The organism is Pseudaquabacterium terrae (assembly GCF_013266755.1).
In the GTDB taxonomy this organism is placed as follows: domain Bacteria; phylum Pseudomonadota; class Gammaproteobacteria; order Burkholderiales; family Burkholderiaceae_C; genus Pseudaquabacterium; species Pseudaquabacterium terrae.
This window is the reverse complement of the sequence record NZ_JABRWJ010000002.1, coordinates 858555-879460: the sequence shown is the minus strand read 5'-3', so window position 1 is coordinate 879460 and position 20906 is coordinate 858555. Positions and strand designations below refer to the sequence as shown.

The following is a 20906-nucleotide window of genomic DNA, read 5'->3' as shown; positions in this document are numbered from 1 at the left end:
CCAGCACTGGCAGATGCTCGCCAAGGGCGCGATGCTCGACGACCTGCAGAGCCTGCAGCGCGGCATCACCGGCGCGGTGCTGGCCGCCGGCAGCAGCGATGCCGAGCCGGCCGCGCTGGTCGCTGCCTGGGTCACCGACAACGCGCGCGCGCTGGAACGTGCTTCGCAACTGATGGCCGAGCTGCGCGCGGTGACAGTGCCGGACGCGGCGATGCTGTCGGTGGCGCTGCGGGAGTTGCGGGCGCTGGGCTGATCAGCCCGGCGGGCCGGCGGCGCAGCGCGCGAGCGCTGCGTCGAGCCCGTCGACCCCGTCGAGGCTCAGCCCGAAGCGCTTCTGGAGCGCCTCGCGCAGCTCGGCGGCCGTGCCCAGTTCCTGCGAGTCGACGCGCCCGTCGAGGCCGTAGAACGTCAGCGTGCGGTCGCGCAGCGCGAGCCGCCCGTCGGGGAGCGCGCGCGCGGCGATCAGCTGCGTGCGAAAGATCGACGCCGGGTGATGGCAGACGTACCAGCAGGCCATCTCGTAGTCGACCGCCAGCTGCGGCTGCAGGTCGAAGCGGTACAGCTCGCGCCATTCGCCGCCGATCTCGACCTGCGTCGTGTACAGCCCGTCGGTGTACTGCACGCGCGCCGGACCGTGCGGCGTCGATTGCGGCGAGCGGCGGTCGAGCCGCAGCGGGGCGGTCAGCGTGTGGCCGCCGAAGCCGACATCGGCAAGGTAGCGCGTGACGCCGATGGTCACCAGCAGCACGCGGTGCGTGCGTGGCCGGGTGGCGTTCTCGGGCAGGTTCCAGCCGACGCGCGCCGCGAGGTCGAGCACCGTGAAGCCGAGCGCGCGCAGCGCGGTGGCGAACAGCAGGTTCTGCTCGAAGCAGAAGCCGCCGCGGCCCTCGTGCACCAGCTTGCGCTCGACGCTGGCGGCATCCAGCGACAGCGGCCGGCCGAGCCAGGGATCGAGGTCTTCGAAAGCAATCGCCTGCGCATGCGCACGCTGCAGCGCAGCCAGCACCGGCAAGGTGTTCGTGCGCTCGCCGCTGTAGCCGATGCGGTGCAGGTAGTGGTCAAGGGAGAAGTCGGACATTGGCCGCATCATCGCATCGCGCCCGCGCCTGACCCCCTGCGGTCGAGGGATGGCGCCGCCCCGATCCGGGCGGTAGCCCAGCGGATCAGATCATCGCCAGCGGCCGCTTGCGCTTGGGCGGCGGGAAGTGCCGGTCGAGCGCTGCGAGCACGTCGGCGGGCAGCTCGACGGCGGCAGCGGCCAGGTTGTCGCGCAGATGCGGGCGCTGCGCCGTCTTTGGAATCGCGACCACGCCCGGTTGCGCCAGCACCCAGGCCAGCGCCAGCTGCGCGGCACTCAGGCCCAGCGGCTGCGCCAGCGCGCCGAGCATGTCGGCCGCCGCCAGCGCGCCCTGGTCGATCGGGCTGTAGGCCATCAGCGGCAGGCCGCGCGCACGCTGCCAGGGCAGCAGCGCCGCCTCGGGGCCGCGTTCGCCGAGCGAGTAGTAGACCTGGTTCGCGGCGCAGGGCGCGCCGGACGGATCGGTCGCTTTGGCCAGCTCCTCGAGGTCGTCGACGTCGAGGTTGCTGACGCCCCAGTGCGCGATGTGACCCGCGGCCACCAGGTCCTGCAGCGCCGCGGCCGTCTCGGCCAGCGGATGTTCGCCGCGCCAGTGCAGCAGGTACAGGTCGATGCGCTCGAGCTGCAGGCGCTTCAGGCTGCGCTCGCAGGCCGCCGGCACGCCGCGCCGGCTGGCGTTGTGCGGATAGACCTTGCTGACGATGAAGAGCTCGTCGCGCCGCACCTCGCCCGCCCGCAGCGCATCGGCGATGGCCTGACCGAGCAGCGTCTCGGCGCCGCCCTCGCCGTACATCTCGGCCGTGTCGAAGAGCCGGTACCCCAGCGCCAGCGCATCGCGCAGCGCGGTGAGCTCGGCGCTGCGCCGGCCGGCTTGTTCGCCGTAGCGCCAGGTGCCGAGGCCGAAGGCCGGCATCGTCGCGCCGCCGGGCAAGGCCAGTGTCTTCATCGTCGATCTCCCGTGGGTCAAGGCCGCCACGCGGCGCCGGCCTGGTTTCGGCGCAGTTCGTCGAACACGGTGTCGGCGCGGCCGAGCAGGCCGGTCGCCGGCTCGGCCGGCAAGCCGCGCACCCAGCCGGTCAATACGCCCGGCGCCGGATGGGCCAGCGGACCGGCGATGAGCGGCTCGGCGAAGGCCTCGCGCAGACGTTCGCACCAGGCCGCCGCGGCGGCCGCCTGCGGCGGCACGATGACGAAGCGCGCGCCCGCCAGGCGGCCGAGCAGCACCGCGTCCGGCAGCAGCGTGCGCAGCCGGCAGCCGGCGGCGGCGAGCATCGGCTCGTCGGCCATGGCCACGCTGTCGGGGCCGTTGCCCGGCGCGCCGGGCCACACCAGCTCCAGCAGCACCAGCGCGGGCGGTGATTCACCGCGCAGCAGCTCGGCCAGCACCTCTTCGCTGGCGCGTGCCAGCAGCAGGCCGGTCAGCGGATCCTCGCGCACGCTGCGTTCGCGCAGCGCGGCCTGGGTCGCCAGGCGGCGCGCTTCGAGATCCTGCTCCAGCACCTGCACGCGATCGGCCTGCCATTCGCGCCGCAGCCGCTCGGCCTCGTCGCGCAAGGCCGGCTCGGTCACCTTCGCCAGCAACAGGCGCCAGTGCGCATCGCCGAGCTGGATCTGCCACTCGCGTTCCAGCGCGGCGAACGCCTCGTGGTGCTTCAGCGCGGCCTCGTGGCGGCCGAGGGCCTTGTTCGAGGCGTACAGCGCGTGCTCGATCTGGCGCAGCAGCCCCGGATTGCCGAGGCGGCGCGCGGCCGGCTGCAGCCGTTCCAGCCGCTGCACCGCCAGCGCATGCCGGCCACGATGGCGCAGCACGCAGGCGATGTCGAAGTCTTCGCGCAGCTCGAGGCCGCGGTAGCCATGCGTCTGCGCCAGCACCTGGTACTGCGCCACCAGCGCGGCACCCTGGTCGAGGGTGGCGCGCCCGGCCATCGATTCGCACAGCCCGCCCAGCGCGTACGCCTCGCGGTGGGTATTGCCGGACGCCCGGGCGCGCTGCAAGGCCTGCTCGGCATGCGCCTGGCCCTCGGCCAGTGCCGCGGCGGTGCCGGTCGCATCGGCGGCGCGTGCGCAGCGCTCGGCCACCGCCATGTCGCTGCTGGCCAGGTTGGACAGCGCGGCGAAGATCTCCTCGTCGCCGCCGATGCGCCCAGCCACCGCCAGCGCCTGCTGCGAGTGCCGCCGGGCCAGCGCCGGGTTCCCCAGCACCTCGTAGGCCACGCCTGCGCGCGTCAGCGAGAAGCACTCGGCGCTGGCATCGCCGCACTGGCGCGCCAGGGCCAGCGCCTGCAGCGCATAACCCAGCATCTCCCGCGCCAGGCCGAAGCGCATGCAGGCCAGGCTCAGCACGTTCAGCGCATGCGCGACGCCCGAGGGCTGCTGCAGCGCGCGGTATGCGGCGATCGCCTGGCTGGCCGCCTGCGCGGCATCCGCGGCGTCGCCCAGCCGCATGTGATGCAGCGCGATCAGCTGCTGCGCGAGTGCCCGGCCGGCCGGATCGGCGGGCACGTCAGCCTGCAGCCCGTGCAGCGCCTGCTGCGCGAGCGCCAGGCCGCCGCGGTGGTCGCCGAGCAGCGCCGCGGCGTGCGACCGCGCGAGCAGCGCCTGCGCTTCGGATTGCATGACGGTCAGTTTGGCACGTGAATGCGTTCGACCGACGCGCGCGGTGCGGCAGGTATCTGACGGACTCGAGCCGCCCGTGCGTCAGCCCCGCGCCAGCCGCACCAGGTCGATCGCGCGCGCGCTGCGGGTCTTCGACAGCAGGTAGCGCACCTGCGTGCGCACCGTCGTCACCTGCAAGCCACCCTCGGCGGCGATCTGTTCGACCGAGCGGCCCTCGCACAAGGCGGCCAGCACGCGGGTCTCCGCCGGCGTCAGCCCGCAGCGCGCACGCAGCGCGTCGATGCGCGTGGCGACGATGCGCGCGCTGTCGTCGACGCGCAATGTCAGCATCAGCTCGGCCCGCGGCCACTGGGCGTGCAGCGCGGCTTGTGCCGACATCGCCGAGAGGTGCACGGCCGCGGTGCGCAGCACGCCGGCATCGACGAACGAGACACCGAAGGCCTGCGCCGCGCCGCTGCGCGCAGCATCGACGGCGGCACCGAAGCGCGAGCCCGCGCAGCTCCCGAGACCGGTGATGCGACCGCTGGCGGTCGCGACGAGGCCACTGGCGAGCACGTCGAGCGATGACGGGTTGTGGTACTCGATGCCGGCGTCGCCGCGCAGCAGCAGCAGCGGATGCGGCAGCGCATCGAGCGCCGCCGCTGCGCCGGCGGCCGCCCGGCGCAGCCCTTCGACCTGACGGTAGTTGCGCAGCGCGACGCGCAGCATCGGCTGCAGCGCCACCAGCGCATCGCGCTCCTGCGACCGGAATTCGCCCTGCCCTTCGGCGCGGAACAGCGCGAGGATGGTGCGCGGCGCCGCACGCGCGTCGGCGCCATCGTCGACCAGCACCGACAGCGCGTCCTTCAGCCCGTGGTGGCGGCCGAAGTCGGCATAGAACGCCGAGCGCTGGACCGTTCGCGCCGGCACGATCTCGCGCCCGATGAAGCAGCGCCCGGCCTGCGAGCTGCGGTGGCCGTGCGGGCTGTTCGCCCACGGGTCATGCTGGTACCAGCTCTCGACGTAGTCGCGCCGCGCCTGCGGCGACGAGCCGATGTCGAACCAGACGTGCTCGGTGTTGCCCGGGCTGCGCAGAAAGACCGAGCCGGCGCCGAACACCTGGCGCAGGTCATGCAGTGCCTGCGGCAATCGGCTGGGGGCGGTGGCCGCTTCGCAGGCGGCCAGCGAGATGCGTCGCAGCGCGGCGTCGTCGATCATCGGTTCCTCCGCCGCGCGGCGCGTCGTTGCGCGGTGCGTCCCATCGGTCCTGATGGGCGCCGATGGTAGCCGGACCGACGGGAGCCGGGACCTTCAGCCCGTACGGCGCCGAGCGGTCGCACCGGCCAGCGCGACCAGCGCGAGCGCGCTCAACGCCAGCGTGCCGGGCAGCGGAACCGCTGCGGGCTCGACCAGGAAGGTCAAGGTGTAGTGGTTGACCCAGCTCGTGGCGCCATGCTCGCCCGGCAGGGCCATGTTGAAGCCGAGCATGCTGAAGCCCAGCGTGATGTTGCCCTGGTAGCCGTCGTCGCCCGAGATGGGCCTGAAGCCACCGTCGTCGAACAGGCTGGCAACGCCCGCATAGGCCGCGCCACCGGCGGTGTCCTCGACGACCTGGGTGCTGTCGCCGCGGCTGTAGGCCTGCCGGATCGTGCTCTTCGCATTGCCGCGGGTAGACGTCACGTCGTAGGCGAACTCGATGCCGACCAGCGTCGAGCCGGCAGCGACGCGAAACTGGACGTGGTCGAAGTCCATCGGGCCGCCGACACCGGGCGCCCAGAAGGCGGCGGTCGAACCGCGCACCTGGCTCTGCCCGTTCGCCAGCACGAACGGCGTTGTGCTCGTGATGTCGCCTTGCGTCGACTCGTCGTGCAGCGTGACCACCGCGGCCTGCGCCGTTCCACCCACCATCGCCGCGATGACCGCCGCCCATGCCGCGCGCTTCAACATCTTCTTGTCCTCCGGCACGACCGTCGCGCCCGGGGGCAGTGTCGGCAACGCGATTCCGCCCTTCGTCATTCATCTGAATGACGGCCCCCCACTTGCGGGGGGATGCAGGCAGCCCATGCCCAACGCCGGCATTCGGGGACTTTGGCACGCCAATTCCTTCGACCGGCTGCCACGCGAACGGCTATCTTGCAGAGCATCGGCCCCACCCGGCCAAGGAGCGACCACGATGCTGCGGTTCTTCGTCGCCCTGATGCTCGCTGCCGCCTGCACCCTCCCGCGTGCCGGCGAGCAGGCCGAGCGCGCGGTCGCCGCAGTGAAGGAGCTGATCGCCCGCGGCGAGCTGCGCGCGGACAGCGTGCTGCGGCTGCGCGCCAAGCAGGGCAACATGGTCTCCTTCCTCGGGCGCGACTTCGAGCTGCAGCGCGAGTGGGAGCGCCGCACCGGCATCGTCATCGATGCCAGCGTGATGCCGCAGCTCGACTCGCTGGAGTTCATCCGCTCGGCGACCGACATCGACCTGACGATCGCGCGCAACCACGAGTACGCCGACCTCACCGAAGCGAAGCTGATCGAGGACCTGACGCCGCTGCTGCGCCGCTTCGGCTTCACGCTGGCGGAGGATGCCGATTCGGGCTACCTGCTGCCGCGGCTGCAGGCCTACGTCGGCGACAAGGTGATGGCGATTCCCGCTGACTTCGACGCCGCGCTGCTGTTTCTGCGCCAGGACCTGATGGACGACGCGGCGAACCGCGCGCGCTTCAAGGAGCGCCACGGCCGCGAGCTGGCGGCGCCGCGTACCTGGGCCGAGTACCTGCAGCTGCTGGAATTCTTCCATCGGCCCAAGGACGGCTTCTACGCCTCGGCCGAACCGCGCGAGAAGCTCACCGGCTGGATGTACTGGCTGCCGCGCTACCTGTCGGCCGCGGCGCCTTACCAGCCACTGTTCGACGAGCAGATGCGCCCGCTGGTCCACGGCGCGGCCGGCATCGCGGCGACCGAGCACTACGCCGCCACCGTCGCCTTCTCGCCGCCGCAGGTGCTGGAGGACGGCAAGGACTACAGCTACACGCTGCCCTTCTTCATCCGCGGCAACGCCTTCGCGACGGTGCTGACCTCGGCGACGGCGAAGATCTCGAACCGCGACGAATCGGCGGTGCGCGGCAAGTTCATCGCCGTGCCGATGCCCGGCCAGCGCGTCGGCGACCGGCTGGTGCGGCGCACGCAGATCATCTATGGCAACAACCTGGTCGTGCCGGCACGCGCGCCGAACCGGCTGCTCGGCTTCCTGTTCGCGATGTGGCTGACCGACCCCGACAACGCGACGCGCTCGGTCACCGCCAACGGCATCGCCGACCCCTATCGCCGCAACCACCTGCGCGACGAGCGCGTGCGCGCGCTGTACACGCCGCAGGCGTTGCAGCTGCTGCAGGAAGAGTTGGCCATCGTCGCGCCCTCGGGCACCGGGCTGCCGGGCGACGCACAGTACCTGGCGGCGCTGAACGAGCACCTGTGGCTCGCCGCGCGCGGCCAGCTGAGCGCCAAGGAGGCGATGGCGCGCACCGCGGCGGCGTGGGAGGTGATCACCGACAAGCTCGGCCGTGCGAAGCAGATCGCGCACTGGCAGGCCTTCCGCAAGCTCTACCCGACCGCCACCGAGGCGGCGCCGCGCTGAGCAGCCGATCGGCGGACTTGCGATGCGCCGCCTGACCCTGCGCCGCAAGCTGCTGATCAGCTTCGCCGGCATCGGCCTGCTGGTGATCGCGTTGTGGGGCGTCGGCCACCAGGTGATCCGCGAGGCCGCGTCGCGGCTCGAGTCGACCCTCACCGCGCAGGTGCGGCCGCTGGCGCGCCTGAATCGCCTGCAGTCGCAGATCAGCCGCATCCGCGTGCTGGAGGTCGAGCTGCCGCGGCTGACCGACCTGTTCGCGGTGTCCGACCATGTCGAGCTCCTATCAGCCGAAAGCAGCGGCTTCGAACGCGAGCTGGCGAGCTTCCTCGACGAGCTGAAACCCCAGGACCCGACCGCCGCGGCGAGCCTGAACGAACACTGGCGCCGCTACCGCGCCGACCTGAACAACGCGACGCGGCAGGCGCGCGTGATGGCGCTGGACGAAGTGCAGCGCATCGCCACCTTCGAATCGGCCCCGCGCTTCAAGTCGATCTCGCACCAGCTGAAGGCCCTGGCCGAGCGCACCGAAGTGCGCGCGGCCGATGCCTTCGACCAGGCGCTCGCGCAGCAGGCGCGCCAGCGCAGCTGGTTCATGTGGACCGCGGCGATCGGCCTGGCGGCGCTGGCGCTGTGGATCGGCCTGCTGGCACGCTCGGTCTCCGGGCGGCTGTCGCACCTGCGCGACGCGGCGACGCAGCTGGCCGAGCGTGGCGAAGGCGCCGTCGGCCAGCCGATCGCGATCGCCGGCGACGATGAGCTGGCCGAGCTCGGCGCCGCCTTCGACACCATGCGCCGCAAGGTCGCCGCGCGCGAGGCTGCGCTGCGCGCCGCGCACGACGAGCTCGAGTCGCGCGTGGCCGAGCGCACACAGGAGCTGGCGGACACCAACCAGCAGCTGCAACGCGAGGTCGACGAGCGCCGCCGCGCCGAGGGCCGGCTGCATTACCAGGCCCAGTACGACGGGCTGACCGACCTGCCCAACCGCATGCTGGCGATGGACCGGCTGTCGCAGGCGATGCTCGCCTGCCAGCGCAGCGGCGAGCACGTCGTGCTGGTGTTCCTCGACCTCGACGACTTCAAGAAGGTCAACGACACGCTCGGCCATGCGGTCGGCGATGCGCTGCTGGTGCAGGCCGCGCAGCGCCTGCGCCATGCGGTGCGCGCGCAGGACACCGTCGCGCGCCACGGCGGCGACGAGTTCCTGGTGATCCTCGGCGGGCTGAAGTCGCCGGAGGATGCCGAGGCCATCGCGGAGAAGATCCTGCAGGCCTTCGCGCCGTCGTTCCACTTGGGCGAAAGCGAGCTCGTCGTCACCCCCAGCCTCGGCCTCGCGGTCTATCCCGAGGACGGCCACGACCCGAGCCTGCTGCTGCGCAACGCCGACCTCGCGATGTACGACGCCAAGGAGGCCGGCCGCAACACCTGGCGCTTCTTCAACCAGCTGGTGCACGACCGCTCGGTGCGCCTGCTGGCGATCGAGCACCGGCTGCGCGGCGCGCTGCAGCGCGACGAGCTCGTGCTGCTGTACCAGCCCTTCGTCGAGACGAGCAGCCACCGCGTCGTCGGCGCCGAGGCCCTGCTGCGCTGGAACAGTCCCGATGACGGGCTGGTCGGGCCCGATGCCTTCATCTCGGTGGCCGAGCACACCGGCCTGATCGTCGAGATCGGCGACTGGGTCATGCGCCGCGCGTGCGCGCAGCTCGCCGCCTGGCGCAACGCCGGCGCGCCGGACTTCCGCATGGCCGTCAACGTCTCGCCGCGCCAGTTCCGCGGCGACAAGCTGCTGGCGCAGGTGCGCGAGTGCCTGGCCAGCCACGCGCTGCCGGCCGGCGCGCTGCAGATCGAGGTCACCGAGGGCCTGTTGATCCGCAACCAGCCCGAGGTGCGCGAAACGCTGCTGGCGCTGGGTGAGCTCGGCGTGCGGCTGGCGATGGACGACTTCGGCACCGGCTACTCGTCGCTGTCGTACCTGAAGCGCTTTCCGTTCGACACGCTGAAGATCGACCGCGAATTCGTGCGCGACTTAGGGCAAGACCCCGACGACCGCGCGCTCGTCACCGCGACCATCCGCATGGGCAAGGGACTCGGGCTGTCGGTGGTCGCCGAGGGCGTCGAGACGGCGCAGCAGCTGCAATTCCTCGCCGAGCAGGAATGCGACCTGGTGCAGGGCTTCCTCTTCGGCGAGCCGGTGCATCCGGCGGAGTTCGAAGAGCGGTGGCTGAACCGTGCGGTCGGCGACACTCCGACGCATGCAGCATGAGCTTCCCAGCACCCTGAAGGTCGCCACGATCTGGATCCTCGTCGCGCTGGCCCTCTTCTTCGGCATCCAGGCCTGGCAGCACCAGGCGCGGCAGACGCGCTTCGTCGCCGGTGACGGCGTGATCGAGATCCGGCGCGCCGAGGACGGGCACTACCACTGGCCGGGCGAGATCAACGGCCGCCGCGTCACCTTCCTGATAGACACCGGCGCCACCGGCACCGCGATCTCGACCGCACTGGCGGCCGAGCTGGGGCTGAAGTCGGAAGGCGAAGCGACGTCGATGACCGCCAACGGCCCGGCGCGCGGGCAATTGATGCGCGCCGATGTCGCACTCGAAGGCGGCGTGCGCGCGGAGCGGCTGCGCATCACCGCGTTGCCGGGATTGGGACCGCAGCCGCTGCTGGGGATGAACGTGCTGGGCAAGCTGCGCTGGCAGCAGCGAGAGGGGGTGTTGAGGATCGAGATGGGGGAACGATAGAACCCCGCGGGGTTTCGCCAGGGAGTGGGTGTGATGCAAGATCGCCCGATGCCGCACCTGCTCGATGCTTCAACGCCGGCGACGCTGCCGGCCTCCACGCAACGCCGCCTGATCGGTGCGAAGCAGCTGTCGCCGGTCGAACTGCTCGATGACTGCATCGCCCGCATCACCACCTTCGAGCCGGCGGTCAACGCGCTCTGCGCCACCGACTTCGACCGCGCCCGTGCCGCAGCCCGCGCCGCCGAGGCCGCCGTGATGCGCGGCGAGCCGCTCGGTGCGCTGCACGGCCTGCCGGTCGGCATCAAGGACTTGGAAGACACCGCCGGCCTGCGCACGACCTACGGCAACATCGCCTTCCGCAACCACGTGCCCACCGCCGACTGCCTGCTGGTGCAGCGCCTCAAAGCCGCCGGCGCGATCGTGCTCGCGAAGACCAATACGCCGGACTCCGGCGCCGGCGCGAACACGCGCAATGCGGTCTGGGGCGCGACCGGCAATCCGTTCGACCCGACGCTGAATGCCGGCGGCTCGTCGGGCGGCTCGGCGGCCGCGCTGGCGCTCGATTACCTGCCGCTGGCGACCGGCTCGGACCTCGGCGGCTCGCTGCGCACGCCCGCAGCGCTGTGCGGCATCGTCGGCTTCCGGCCCTCGCTCGGCGTGGTGCCCAGCGAGCGCCGTGCGCTCGGCTTCGGCACGCTGTGGGCGACCGGCCCGATGGCGCGCTCGGTCGGCGACCTCGAGCTGATGCTGCGGGCGATCAGCGGTTTCGATGCGCGCGACCCGTGGTCGGGCGCGCGTTTCGAGCCGCTGCCGCTGCCCGACCTGTCGCGTCTGTCGATCGGCTTCAGCGAAGACTTCGGCGCCTGCGCGGTCGACGACGACATCCGCCGCGTCTTCCGCCACCGCCTGGCGGCGATCGCGCCGCGGGTCGGGCGGCTCGAAGCGGTGGATTTTCCGTATGGCGATGCCGACCGCGCCTTCGACGTACTGCGCGCCGAAGGCTTTCTCGCCGATCAGCTGCCGGCCTGGCGCGAGCGGCCCGAGAGCCTATCGCCCAATGTACGCGCCAACCTGGAGCTCGCCGCCGGCTTCACGCTCGCCGACCGCGCCGCCGCCGGCGCCGAGCAGGCGCGGCTGCAGCGTGCGCTGGCCGCGCTGCTCGAACGCCACGACCTGATCGTCGCGCCGGTGACGCCGCTGTCGCCGTTTCCGTGGACGCAGTGGTTCGCCGACACCGTGCAGGGCCGGCCGCAGCGCAACTACTACCACTGGCTGGCGCTGACCTACGTGATCACGCTGACCAGCCATCCGGCGCTGGCGCTGCCTTGCGGGCGCGATGAACGCGGCCTGCCGTTCGGCCTGCAGCTGATCGGCCGCCTGCATGGCGATGCGCCGCTGCTGGCCGCGGCGCGGGCTTTCGAAGCCGCGTTCGCCGCCGATCCGGTGCTGGCCCGGCCGCGGCCGGATCTCGCTGCGCTGCGCACGCCGCGGCCCGAGCTCAAATCCATCGTCACCGACCCACCGACATGAACGACACCCCCGCCGAACCGTTCGACTGCGCGATCGTCGGCGCCGGCATCGCCGGTGCATCGCTGGCGTATCAGCTCGCGCCGCATGCGCGCGTGCTGCTGCTCGAACGCGAATCGCAGCCCGGTTACCACACCACCGGCCGCAGCGCGGCGATGTTCATGGAGAGTTACGGCCCGCCGCAGGCGCGGGCGCTGACGCGCGCGAGCCGCGGTTTCTACACCGCGCCGCCGGCCGGGTTCACCGAGCTGCCGTTGCTGCAGCCGCGCGGCGCGCTGTACATCGGCTGGTCCGGCGACGAGGCCCGTCTCGACGAGGTGGAAGCCGAACTGCGCGCGACCGGCAGCGTGATCCAGCGCATCGACGCCGCTGCGGCAAGAGCGCTGTGCCCGGTGCTGCGCCCGCTGGGCCTGCTCGGCGGCCTGTGGGAAGCCGATGCGATGGACATCGACGTGCATGCGCTGCACCACGGCTTCCTGCGCGGCGCGCGGCACCCGCTGAGCGGCCCAGGCGCGACGCTGCGCTGCGGCGCCGGGCTGGCGCGCGCCGAAAGCAACGCGGCCGGCTGGACGCTCACCTTGGACGATGGCAGCCAGGTCACGACGCACACGCTGGTCAACGCCGCCGGCGCCTGGGCCGACGCCGTCGCGACGATCGCCGGTGCACGACCGCGCGGCCTGCAGCCGAACCGTCGCAGCGCCTTCAGCTTCGCCGCGCCGGCCGACATCGACGTGCGGCACTGGCCGGCGGTCGACCGCGTCGACGACAGCTGGTACTTCAAGCCCGACGCCGGCCGCCTGCTCGGCAGCCCGGCCAACGTCGACCCGGTGCCGCCGCACGACGTGCAGCCCGAGGAGCTCGACATCGCGCTCGGCATTCACCGCATCCAGCAGTGCACGACGCTCGAGATCCGCCGCCCGCAACGCACCTGGGCCGGCCTGCGCACCTTCGCGCCCGACGGTGAGCTGGTGATCGGCTGGGACGGCGCGGTGAACGGCTTCTTCTGGCTCTGCGGCCAGGGCGGCTACGGCATCCAGACCGCCTGGGCCGCCGGTGCGCTGGCAGCCGCGCTGTGGCGCGGCGTGGCGCTGCCGCCCGAGCTGCAGGCGGCCGGCGTCGAGCCGGCGCGGCTGGCGCCGACCCGCTTCGGCCCGAGCGCCTGACCGCCATCGCCCCGCGCCGATCCGGGGCTTGACATGGCACCCAGGTGCCGGGTTTATCCTGCCCGCTCCTCTGGTTTGTTGCCCTGCCGTCGATGCCCCTCGCCGACTCCGCCTCCGTGGCGCTGACCACCGCGCGCCTGTGCGCCGCCGCCGACGTCACGCGCGGCATGCTGCGCCTGTATGAATCCGAAGGCCTGCTGCCGCCGCCGCGGCGCGGCGACAACGGCTACCGCCACTATCCCGAAGAGTCGGTCGCCCGGCTGCAGGCGATCCGGCTTCTGAAGGAGCTCGGCTTCACGCTGCGCGAGGTCGCGCTGGTGCTCGCGGCGCACGACGGCGGGCCGCTCGATGCCGAGGCACTGCAGGCGATGGCCCGCGCGCAGCTGTCGCAGATCGATGCCCGCTTGGCGCGGCTCGGATTGCTGCGCGGCTACCTGGCCGACGCCGCCGCCGGCCGGCTCGAGCGCATCACCGATCCCGAGTGCCGCTTCCTGATCGACTTTCTCGCCGCCGGCGCGCCGACTGCGCGCGGCGCCCGCCTTCAACCGGAGACCACCGCATGAAGCGCCGCTATTTCGTGCTCGGCACCCTCGGTGCCGCAGGCGCCTTGATGCTGGGCTGGTCGCTGTTGCCGGTGCGCCAGCGGCTGACACCCTCGGCGCCGCTGCCGACGCAGCCCGGCCAGGCCGCGCTGAACGGCTGGGTCAAGGTCGGCGCGGACGACCGCGTGACGGTGCTGCTCGCCAAGAGCGAGATGGGCCAGGGCATCCACACCGCGTTGGCGATGCTGCTGGCCGAGGAGCTCGATGCCGACTGGTCGACGATCACGACCGAGATGGCGCCGATCGACAGCATCTACAACAACCTGGCCACGGTCGTCGATTCGCTGCCCTTCCATCCGGACGACAAGGGCAGCGTCAAGCGCATCGCCGGCTGGATGACCGCGAAGTCGATGCGCGAGATCGGCATCATGGCCACCGGCGGCTCGTCGAGCATCAAGGACCTGTGGGGCCCGATGCGCGAGGCCGGCGCGTCGGCGCGCGCGATGCTCGTCGGTGCCGCCGCGCAAGCCTGGGGCGTGCCGGCCGCCGAGATCGAGGTGCGTTCGGGCGTGCTGCGGCATGCAGCCAGCGGCAAGCAGTCGCGCTTCGGCGCCTTCGCCGAGGCCGCCGCGCGCCAGCCGCTGCCGTCGGCGCCGGTGCTGAAGGACCCGGCACGCTTCACGCTGATCGGCCAGCCGCAGCGCCGGCTCGAAAGCGCGTCGAAGGGCGACGGCAGCGCACGCTTCGCGATCGACCAGCTGCCGCCCGGGCTGCTGTACGCCAGCGTGCGGCTGTGCCCGACGCTCGGCGGCCGCGCCAGCGGCTTCGACGACAAGGCCGCGCGTGCGCTGCCCGGCTTCAAGCAGGCGCTGATGGTGCCGGCGCTGCGCGGCGGCACCGCCGGCGTCGCGGTGATCGCCGACACGCCGTGGCATGCGATGCAGGCCGTCAAGGCGCTCGACGTGCAATGGGACCCCGGCCCGGCCGCGGGCCTGTCGACGCCCACGCTGATGCAGCAGCTGGCCGCGGCGCTGGACCGCGACAATCACTTCACGTACCACGACAGTGGTGATACCGCCGCCGCACTGCAGGCCGCCGCGAAAACGATCGACGCCGAGTACCGCGCGCCGCCGCTCGCGCACTCGACGCTGGAGCCGCAGAACTGCACCGTCCTGCTGCGCAACGACGGCAGCGCGACGGTCTGGGCGCCGACGCAGGTGCCCGATTTCGCGATCGCCGCGGCGGCCGAGGCGATGGCGATTCCGAAGGAACGCATCCGGCTCGAGATCCCGCTGCTCGGCGGCGGCTTCGGCCGCCGGCTGGAGGTCGACTTCATCGCCCAGGCGGCGGCCATCGCGCGCGCGCTGCCGGACAAGCCGGTGCAGACCTTCTGGTCGCGCGAGGAAGACATGACGCACGACTTCTACCGCCCGCCCGCGGTCGCGCGCTACCGCGCCGGCTTCGATGCCCAGGGCAAGCCGGTCGCCTTCAGCGCCGTGTCGGCCGCGCCGTCGATCGTGCACCAGGTGGTCAAGCGCCAGTTCGGCCTGCCCGGCGCCGGCCCCGACAAGACCACCGCCGAAGGCGCCTTCGACCAGCCCTACGAATGGCCGAACGCGCGCATCGGCCATGCGATCGTCGACGTGCCGCTGCCGGTCGGCTTCTGGCGCTCGGTCGGCCATTCGCACAACGCGTTCTTCAAGGAAGGCTTCGTCGACGAGATGGCCGTGGCCGCCGGCCAGGACCCGCTGGCCTTCCGCGTCTCTCTGCTGCAGAACCATCCGCGCCATCTGCAGGTGCTGCAACGCGCCGCGTCGCTCGCCGGCTGGGGCGCGCCGCTGGCCGACACCGCCGACGGCGCCAAGCAGGCGCGCGGCATCGCGCTGCACGAATCCTTCGGCTCGGTGGTCGCGCAGGTCGCCGAGGTGTCGCTGGCAGCGGACAAGCGCATCCGCGTGCACCGCGTGGTCGCGGTGATCGACTGCGGCTTTCCGGTCAACCCGAACGGCGTCCGCCAGCAGATGGAAAGCGCGATCGTCTTCGGCCTGTCGGCAGCGCTGTACGGCGAGATCACGCTCGATAAGGGCCAGGTGCAGCAGCACAACTTCCACGAGCAGCCGATGCTGCGCTACGACGAATGCCCGGCGATCGAGACCGAGATCGTCGCCAGCACGGCGGCGCCCGAAGGCGTTGGCGAACCCGGCACGCCGCCGATCGCGCCGGCCGTCGCCAATGCGCTCTTCGCGCTCACCGGTCAGCGGCTGCGCACGCTGCCGCTGAAGCTGACCTGATCCCCTAACACCTATTCGACATGACCACCCTTTCGATCAACGGCAAGCCGGTCACCGTCAAGGCCGAGCCCGACACGCCGCTGCTGTGGGTGCTGCGCGGCGAGGTGCAGCTGACCGGCACCAAGTTCGGCTGCGGCATGGCGCTGTGCGGCGCCTGCACCGTGCACCTCGACGGCGCACCGATCCGCAGCTGCGTGACGCCGGTCGCGGCCTGCGCCGGCAAGGCGGTGACCACGATCGAGGGCGTGCAAGGGCCCGAGATCCAGGCGCTGCGCAAGGCCTGGAATGAGCTCGATGTCGTGCAATGCGGCTACTGCCAGAGCGGCCAGCTGATGAGCGCCTGCGCACTGCTGAAAACGACGCCGAAACCCGACGACGCACAGATCGCGCAGGCGATGAGCGGCAACCTGTGCCGCTGCGGCACCTATCCCAGGATCAGAGCGGCCATCAGGCAGGCGGCGGGCTGACCGGTTCGGCCTGCGGCTGCATGTCGTGATCGCGCAGCATCACCGGGTGGCGCGAGCCCCCCGCCACGCGGCGCCTGACCGCGGCTTCGATCTCGGCGGCATGGGCGGCGTAGGTCACCATCGGATCGTCGTCGTGGCGGGTCGGCTGGTAGCGGTAGTGCAGCGTCTGCGTGCCGATGCTGGCACCGATCAGCTGGCCGTCGATCTCGACCCAGAAACGCACCGTGCCGGACGGCTGGTCGAAGAAGGGTTCCTGGGACATGGGGGAGCTCGAGTCGTTCTGATGGAGGCTCGATGGTGGCCCGAGCGCCGGATCGTGTCTGTGCGCTTGCGCACCGACAACCCGGCCGCACAGGCCGATAAAGCAGTTCCATCCCCTCCTGCGCTCAGTCCTCGAGATGCATGCCCTCGAACCCATCCAACCCGCGCAGATCGTCGTTCACGCTGGCGATGGCCCACCCTATCCACGCCACGAGGGCGATCCCGCCCAGTGCGGCGAGACCGGTCATCAGCATCGAGCTCGTGTTCATCGTTCAGGCCCTCGGCTCGCCGTCACGGTTGACGGTCACCGTCTGTCCGGGCGGCGCGGTCATCTGCACGCGGTGCTCCTGGCCCCGGAAGTGGTAGGTCACGTCCCAATGGTCCGGCCGCTGGCGCGCCGCCGTCTCGCTGCAGCGCTGGAAGTCGCGGAACGAGCCGGGCCGGCCGTTGTCGTCGCGGCCGGTGCGGGCGCCGATGGCGCCGCCGGCGACCGCGCCGCCGACCGTGGCGATCTGCTTGCCGCTACCGCCGCCGACCTGGTGACCGAGGATGCCGCCGAGGACCGCGCCGACGACCGCACCCGGCACATTGCTGCGGCCGTGGTCGGGGACCTGCTCACGGTCGGCCCAGCAGCGGGTCTCCGGCGGGCCCATCACGGCGCGCACCGAGGTCACGTCGGCCTGGTACAGCCGTTCGCCGCCGCGCCGGCGGTAGTCGCGATCGATGAGCGGCGAGGGCGCGTAGCGCTCGTCGTCGACGCGGGCCTGCCTGCCGACGGCGCGCACCGAGGACACGCGGTCGTCCAGGCCCATCGCGGCCAACGACGGGTAGTTGCCCCGGCGCAGCACCACGCAGCGGCCGCCGAAGTCGGCGTCGGCACAGACCTCCCAGCGGTTGCTGGTGACCACCGCGGAGGACGCGCGGTCATTGAAGCGGCGCTGGAAGTTGCGCACCTGCTCCTGCGTCGTGAACGAGCGGCCTTCGTAGCCCTCGTTCTCGTAGAAAGTGACCTGGGCCGTGGCGTGCGCGGTGGCCGTGAGGGCGACCAGCGCCAGTGCGATTGTGCGGATCTTCATGAGTTTCTCCGGTGGGCTGTGAAATGCACCGAAGCCGATCGGCAACCGCGGTGTTCGTGGGACTGGCCGAGTGTGCGAAGCATCGTCGGGCGCGGCCATCGGACGTCCACGCGAGCCACGGTAGTCGTTGTCCTAGGGTCGTCATGGCCACGAACCTGCTGAGCGTGCTCGAGCGCCGCCCGTTCACCGCGCCGCTGGTCGTCGTGACGACGGTGCTGCTGCTGTTCCTGCTCGCCAGCGAGGGTTCGTACAGCGTGGCGGCGCTGAGCGCGGCGAGCCTGATCGCGCTGGTGCTCTTCCTGCGGCAGACTGCTGCGCTCGCGCGGCAGCAGCGCGAGGCGCAGCAGCTGGTGCAGTCGGCGAACGACCGGCTGCAGTTCGATGTGACGCAGCGCACCGCGCAGCTGACCGACCTGACCCAGCATTTGCAGACCGCACGCGAGGACGAGCGCAACCGCCTGGCGCGCGAGCTGCACGACGAGCTCGGCTCGCTGCTCACCTCGGCCCGGCTGGATGCGGCGCGCATCAAGTCGCGGCTGGCCGGCAGCGCGCCCGACGCACAGGAGCGGCTCGCCCACCTGGTCGAGACGCTCAACAGCATCGGCGCGATGAAGGCCCGCATCATCGAGAACCTGCGGCCTTCGGCGCTGACGCTGCTGGGCCTGGCGACGGCGCTGCAGATCCTGTGCCGCGAGTTCACCGAGGTCTCGGACATCGAAGTCCACTGCGCGATCGAGCCGATCCGGCTGCGGCCGAATGCCGAGCTGGTGGTCTACCGGCTGGTGCAGGAGGCCGTCAACAACATCACCAAGTACGCGCAGGCACGCAACGTCTGGATCAAGCTGGCGCTGAACCAGGATGAAGTGCAGGCCTCCGTGCGCGACGACGGCATCGGCTTCGACCCGCACACCGCCACCCGGGCCGCGTACGGCCTGGTCGGCATGCGCTTCCGCGTCGAGGCCGAGGGCGGCACGCTGGCGATCGAGTCGTCGCCGGGGCAAGGCGCACTGATTCTGATGAGCCTGCCGGTCTCCACGCTGGCAGCGGCCGCGGCCGTCGATCCGCTGTAGCGCTTGTCCCACAGGCGGTCGTCGGCTTGTCTGATGGACCACCAATGGGCAACAACCCAGAGTGCTCCACCACTTCAGCGGAACGGGCCTTCGCCCGTCAAGCCGGCCGCGGTGCCACACCGAGAGGGAGCAGCCATGCGCCGCACCGCCCCAACCCGCCGGAGCCTGCCCGACATCGCCCTGAGCGCCGCGTTCGGCGCCGCCACCGGCGCCCTGCTGCTGTTGTCGGCCTGCGCCAGCACGCCGCCGCCGAATGAACAACTGGCCGTCGGCCAGGCCGCTGTGGAACACGCCAACTCCACCGCCGCCGCCGACTCGCCCATGCTGCTGGCCGCTGCGCGCAACAAGATCGCACGCGCCGACGCTGCCCGCACGGCCGGCGACCACGTGCTCGCGCGCGAGCTGGCCGAGCAGGCCGAGGCCGACGCCACGCTCGCCGATGCCCAGGCACGGGCCCTGCGTTCGCAGCGCGCGCTGGCCGAAGTGCGCGAAGGGCTGCGCCAGCTGCGCGAAGAAGCGGGCCGCAAGTGAACACCATCGACCGCGGCCGCGTGGCCGCCTCCCGAATTCCGGAGAACCGAAGCATGAAGCACACCCTCACCACCGGCGCGCTGCTGGGCAGCCTGCTGCTCGCCGCCTGCGCCACCACGCCCATGCCGCCGCCGGCACTCGTCGAAGCGCGCTCCGCGCTGCGCCAGGCCGAAGCCGATCCCGCGGTCGCGGCGCTCGCCCCGCTGGAGCTGAAGAAAGCCGTCGATGCGCTGCAACGCGCGAACACGCTGTTCGCCGAGGACCGCTCGTCGCCGGCCGCCATTGACAGTGCCGCGTACATTGCAGGTCAGCAGGCCCGCACCGCGATGGCTGCCGCCCAGGCCAAGGGCAACGAAGCCGCGATCGCCGGCGCACAGGTCGAGCGTGAACGCATTCGCGCCGACCTGCGCACCGCCGAGGCGCAACGCGCCCGCGCCCAGACCGGCGTCGCGCTGGCCCAGGCCGGCATGGCGCGTGAACAGGCCGCCGTCTCCGCGCAGCGTGCCGACAGCGCCGACCAGCGCAGCGCGCTGGCCCAGGCCCAGGCCACCGAGGCGCAACAGCAGACCGCCCAACTGCAGCAGCGCCTGAGCGCATTGCAGGCCACGCCAACCGAACGCGGGCTGCTGGTGACGCTGGGTGACGTGTTGTTCGAAACCAACCAGGCCGCGATCAAGCCGGCCGCCCAGGGCTCGCTGCGCAAGCTGGCCGAGTTCCTGCAGGTGTATCCGGGCCGCGTGATCCTGATCGAGGGCCACACCGACAACGTCGGCACCGCCGCGACCAACGAAGTGCTGTCGCGCCGCCGCGCCGATGCGGTCAACGCGATGCTCGCCGGCATGGGCGTGTCCGGGCAGCGCGTGACGACGGTCGGCTACGGCGAGGACTATCCCGTCGCCGACAACATCACCGACACCAACCGGGCGCTGAACCGCCGCGTCGAGATCTACATCGCCGAGAACGACCAACCGATCCGTACGCGTCGCTAAAGCACAGGAAGCCGCCGAGGCAGGGCCTCGGCGGCTTGTCGGTTTGCCGGCCGGATCAGCCGGCCGGATCAGCGGGCCCGATCAGGCCGCGCGCGGTTCGCCCAGGCGGTTGACGGTCACCGTCGCCCCCGGCGGCGTGGTCGTCTGCATCGTGTGCTCCTGGCCGCGGAAGCGGTAGGTCACGTCGTAGTGGCTCGGCCGCGCGCCGGCCGGCACCTCGGAGCAGCGCTGCACGTCACGGTAGCCCACCCGTTCGTCCCGGCTGTTGATGCGCGAGCCGGCCGCCGCGCCGGCCACCGCACCGACGCCGGTGGCGATGTCCCGACCACTGCCGCCGCCGACCTGGTGGCCGAGGATGCCGCCGAGAACGGCACCGGCGATGGCACCCGGCACGTTGCTGCGGCCGTGGTCTTCGACGACCTGCTGGCGCTCGACCCAGCAGCGCCGTTCCGGCGGCCCCATCACCGCGCGCACGGCGGTGACCTCGGCCTCGAACAGGCGTTCGTTGTGGCGCCGGCGGAAGTCGCCGGAGATCAGCGGGCTCGGCGCATAGCGGCTGTCATCGACACGGACGTTCTGGCGCAATGCCCGCACCGACGAGATCTGGTTGTCGATGCCCATCGCCGCCAGCGACGGGTAGCTGCCGCGTCGCAGCACGACGCAGCGGCCGCGGAACTCGGGTTCTTCGCAGACCTCCCAGCGGTTGCTGGTGACCACCGCCGACGACGCCCGGTCGTCGAACCGGCGCTCGAGGTGCGGCACGTACTGCTGCGTGGTGAACGCGGGACCTTCGAAGTTCTCGCGCGCATAGAAGGTGACCTGGGCGGCGGCTTGCGCACCCCAGGTGATGGCGATCAGCGCCAGCGCGGTTGTGCGGACATGCATGATGGTTCTCCAACGACAGATGCAGGGCAGTATGCGAACTGCCGCTGGCCGGCGCGCATCGGACGCCTGCGCATGCG

The 20906-nt window shown here is 71.9% G+C and carries 21 protein-coding genes; 12 read left to right on the top strand and 9 right to left on the bottom strand.

The window, feature by feature from the left end:
• On the top strand, positions 1 to 253 hold a 253-nt coding region (locus tag HLB44_RS09090; RefSeq protein ID WP_173122217.1), incomplete at its 5' end, for an NAD-glutamate dehydrogenase domain-containing protein.
• Here HLB44_RS09090 and HLB44_RS09085 read toward each other — a convergent pair.
• From HLB44_RS09085 to HLB44_RS09065, 5 genes are all read right to left on the bottom strand, one after another.
• Positions 254 to 1078 (bottom strand): arylamine N-acetyltransferase family protein, encoded by an 825-nt coding sequence (locus HLB44_RS09085; protein ID WP_217283570.1) that lies wholly within the window; start codon positions 1076 to 1078, stop codon positions 254 to 256.
• Between the two features lie 85 nt (positions 1079 to 1163).
• Positions 1164 to 2024: an aldo/keto reductase gene (locus HLB44_RS09080; RefSeq protein WP_173122215.1), complete on the bottom strand. Its 861-nt coding sequence runs from the start codon at positions 2022 to 2024 to the stop codon at positions 1164 to 1166.
• A 17-nt stretch (positions 2025 to 2041) separates the two neighbouring features.
• The gene (locus HLB44_RS09075) at positions 2042 to 3694 is read right to left on the bottom strand and encodes a hypothetical protein (protein WP_173122214.1); all 1653 of its coding nucleotides are present in this window, start codon (positions 3692 to 3694) and stop codon (positions 2042 to 2044) included.
• 81 nt (positions 3695 to 3775) lie between these two features.
• Complete coding sequence (locus HLB44_RS09070) at positions 3776 to 4891, bottom strand: helix-turn-helix domain-containing protein (RefSeq protein ID WP_173122213.1); 1116 nt, start codon at positions 4889 to 4891, stop codon at positions 3776 to 3778.
• A 93-nt stretch (positions 4892 to 4984) separates the two neighbouring features.
• Positions 4985 to 5668 (bottom strand): hypothetical protein, encoded by a 684-nt coding sequence (locus HLB44_RS09065; protein WP_173122212.1) that lies wholly within the window; start codon positions 5666 to 5668, stop codon positions 4985 to 4987.
• Positions 5669 to 5846: 178 nt separating this feature from the next.
• On the opposite strand from HLB44_RS09065, the gene HLB44_RS09060 reads away from it, so the two are divergent.
• From HLB44_RS09060 to HLB44_RS09025, 8 genes are all read left to right on the top strand, one after another.
• Positions 5847 to 7292: an ABC transporter substrate-binding protein gene (locus HLB44_RS09060; RefSeq protein WP_173122211.1), complete on the top strand. Its 1446-nt coding sequence runs from the start codon at positions 5847 to 5849 to the stop codon at positions 7290 to 7292.
• Positions 7293 to 7314: 22 nt separating this feature from the next.
• Positions 7315 to 9549 carry a putative bifunctional diguanylate cyclase/phosphodiesterase gene (locus HLB44_RS09055; protein ID WP_173122210.1) on the top strand — a complete coding sequence of 745 codons (2235 nt, stop codon included), beginning with the start codon at positions 7315 to 7317 and terminating at the stop codon, positions 9547 to 9549.
• Positions 9539 to 10027 (top strand): retropepsin-like aspartic protease family protein, encoded by a 489-nt coding sequence (locus HLB44_RS09050; protein WP_173122209.1) that lies wholly within the window; start codon positions 9539 to 9541, stop codon positions 10025 to 10027. The genes HLB44_RS09055 and HLB44_RS09050 overlap by 11 nt, the downstream gene beginning before the upstream one ends.
• Positions 10028 to 10075: 48 nt before the next feature.
• Positions 10076 to 11557 (top strand): amidase, encoded by a 1482-nt coding sequence (locus tag HLB44_RS09045; RefSeq protein ID WP_173122272.1) that lies wholly within the window; start codon positions 10076 to 10078, stop codon positions 11555 to 11557.
• Positions 11554 to 12717, top strand: a complete 1164-nt coding sequence (locus HLB44_RS09040) for an NAD(P)/FAD-dependent oxidoreductase (protein ID WP_173122208.1) — start codon at positions 11554 to 11556, stop codon at positions 12715 to 12717. The genes HLB44_RS09045 and HLB44_RS09040 overlap by 4 nt, the downstream gene beginning before the upstream one ends.
• Positions 12718 to 12809: 92 nt before the next feature.
• Positions 12810 to 13280 (top strand): MerR family transcriptional regulator, encoded by a 471-nt coding sequence (locus HLB44_RS09035; RefSeq protein WP_173122207.1) that lies wholly within the window; start codon positions 12810 to 12812, stop codon positions 13278 to 13280.
• Positions 13277 to 15550 carry a xanthine dehydrogenase family protein molybdopterin-binding subunit gene (locus HLB44_RS09030; protein WP_173122206.1) on the top strand — a complete coding sequence of 758 codons (2274 nt, stop codon included), beginning with the start codon at positions 13277 to 13279 and terminating at the stop codon, positions 15548 to 15550. Before HLB44_RS09035 ends, HLB44_RS09030 begins: the two co-directional genes overlap by 4 nt.
• 20 nt (positions 15551 to 15570) lie before the next feature.
• Positions 15571 to 16017: a (2Fe-2S)-binding protein gene (locus HLB44_RS09025; protein ID WP_173122205.1), complete on the top strand. Its 447-nt coding sequence runs from the start codon at positions 15571 to 15573 to the stop codon at positions 16015 to 16017.
• On the opposite strand, the gene HLB44_RS09020 is transcribed toward HLB44_RS09025, so the two are convergent.
• From HLB44_RS09020 to HLB44_RS37775, 3 genes are all read right to left on the bottom strand, one after another.
• Complete coding sequence (locus HLB44_RS09020; protein ID WP_173122204.1) at positions 15998 to 16279, bottom strand: DUF1488 family protein; 282 nt, start codon at positions 16277 to 16279, stop codon at positions 15998 to 16000. The genes HLB44_RS09025 and HLB44_RS09020 overlap by 20 nt on opposite strands.
• Before the next feature lie 124 nt (positions 16280 to 16403).
• Complete coding sequence (locus HLB44_RS09015; RefSeq protein ID WP_173122203.1) at positions 16404 to 16547, bottom strand: hypothetical protein; 144 nt, start codon at positions 16545 to 16547, stop codon at positions 16404 to 16406.
• 3 nt (positions 16548 to 16550) lie between these two features.
• Positions 16551 to 17354 (bottom strand): beta/gamma crystallin-related protein, encoded by an 804-nt coding sequence (locus HLB44_RS37775; RefSeq protein WP_173122202.1) that lies wholly within the window; start codon positions 17352 to 17354, stop codon positions 16551 to 16553.
• 143 nt (positions 17355 to 17497) lie between these two features.
• Between HLB44_RS37775 and HLB44_RS09005 the strand changes: the two genes are divergently transcribed.
• The 3 genes from HLB44_RS09005 (at position 17498) to HLB44_RS08995 (ending at position 19944) form a co-directional block, all read left to right on the top strand.
• A complete protein-coding gene (locus HLB44_RS09005) occupies positions 17498 to 18424 on the top strand; it encodes a sensor histidine kinase (RefSeq protein ID WP_173122201.1) in 927 nt (308 codons plus the stop codon).
• 135 nt (positions 18425 to 18559) lie between these two features.
• The gene (locus tag HLB44_RS09000) at positions 18560 to 18955 is read left to right on the top strand and encodes a DUF4398 domain-containing protein (protein WP_173122200.1); all 396 of its coding nucleotides are present in this window, start codon (positions 18560 to 18562) and stop codon (positions 18953 to 18955) included.
• 53 nt (positions 18956 to 19008) lie between these two features.
• Positions 19009 to 19944 carry an OmpA family protein gene (locus HLB44_RS08995; protein ID WP_173122199.1) on the top strand — a complete coding sequence of 312 codons (936 nt, stop codon included), beginning with the start codon at positions 19009 to 19011 and terminating at the stop codon, positions 19942 to 19944.
• A gap of 81 nt (positions 19945 to 20025) precedes the next feature.
• On the opposite strand, the gene HLB44_RS37770 is transcribed toward HLB44_RS08995, so the two are convergent.
• Positions 20026 to 20829 (bottom strand): beta/gamma crystallin-related protein, encoded by an 804-nt coding sequence (locus tag HLB44_RS37770; RefSeq protein ID WP_173122198.1) that lies wholly within the window; start codon positions 20827 to 20829, stop codon positions 20026 to 20028.
• Positions 20830 to 20906 lie beyond the last annotated feature (77 nt).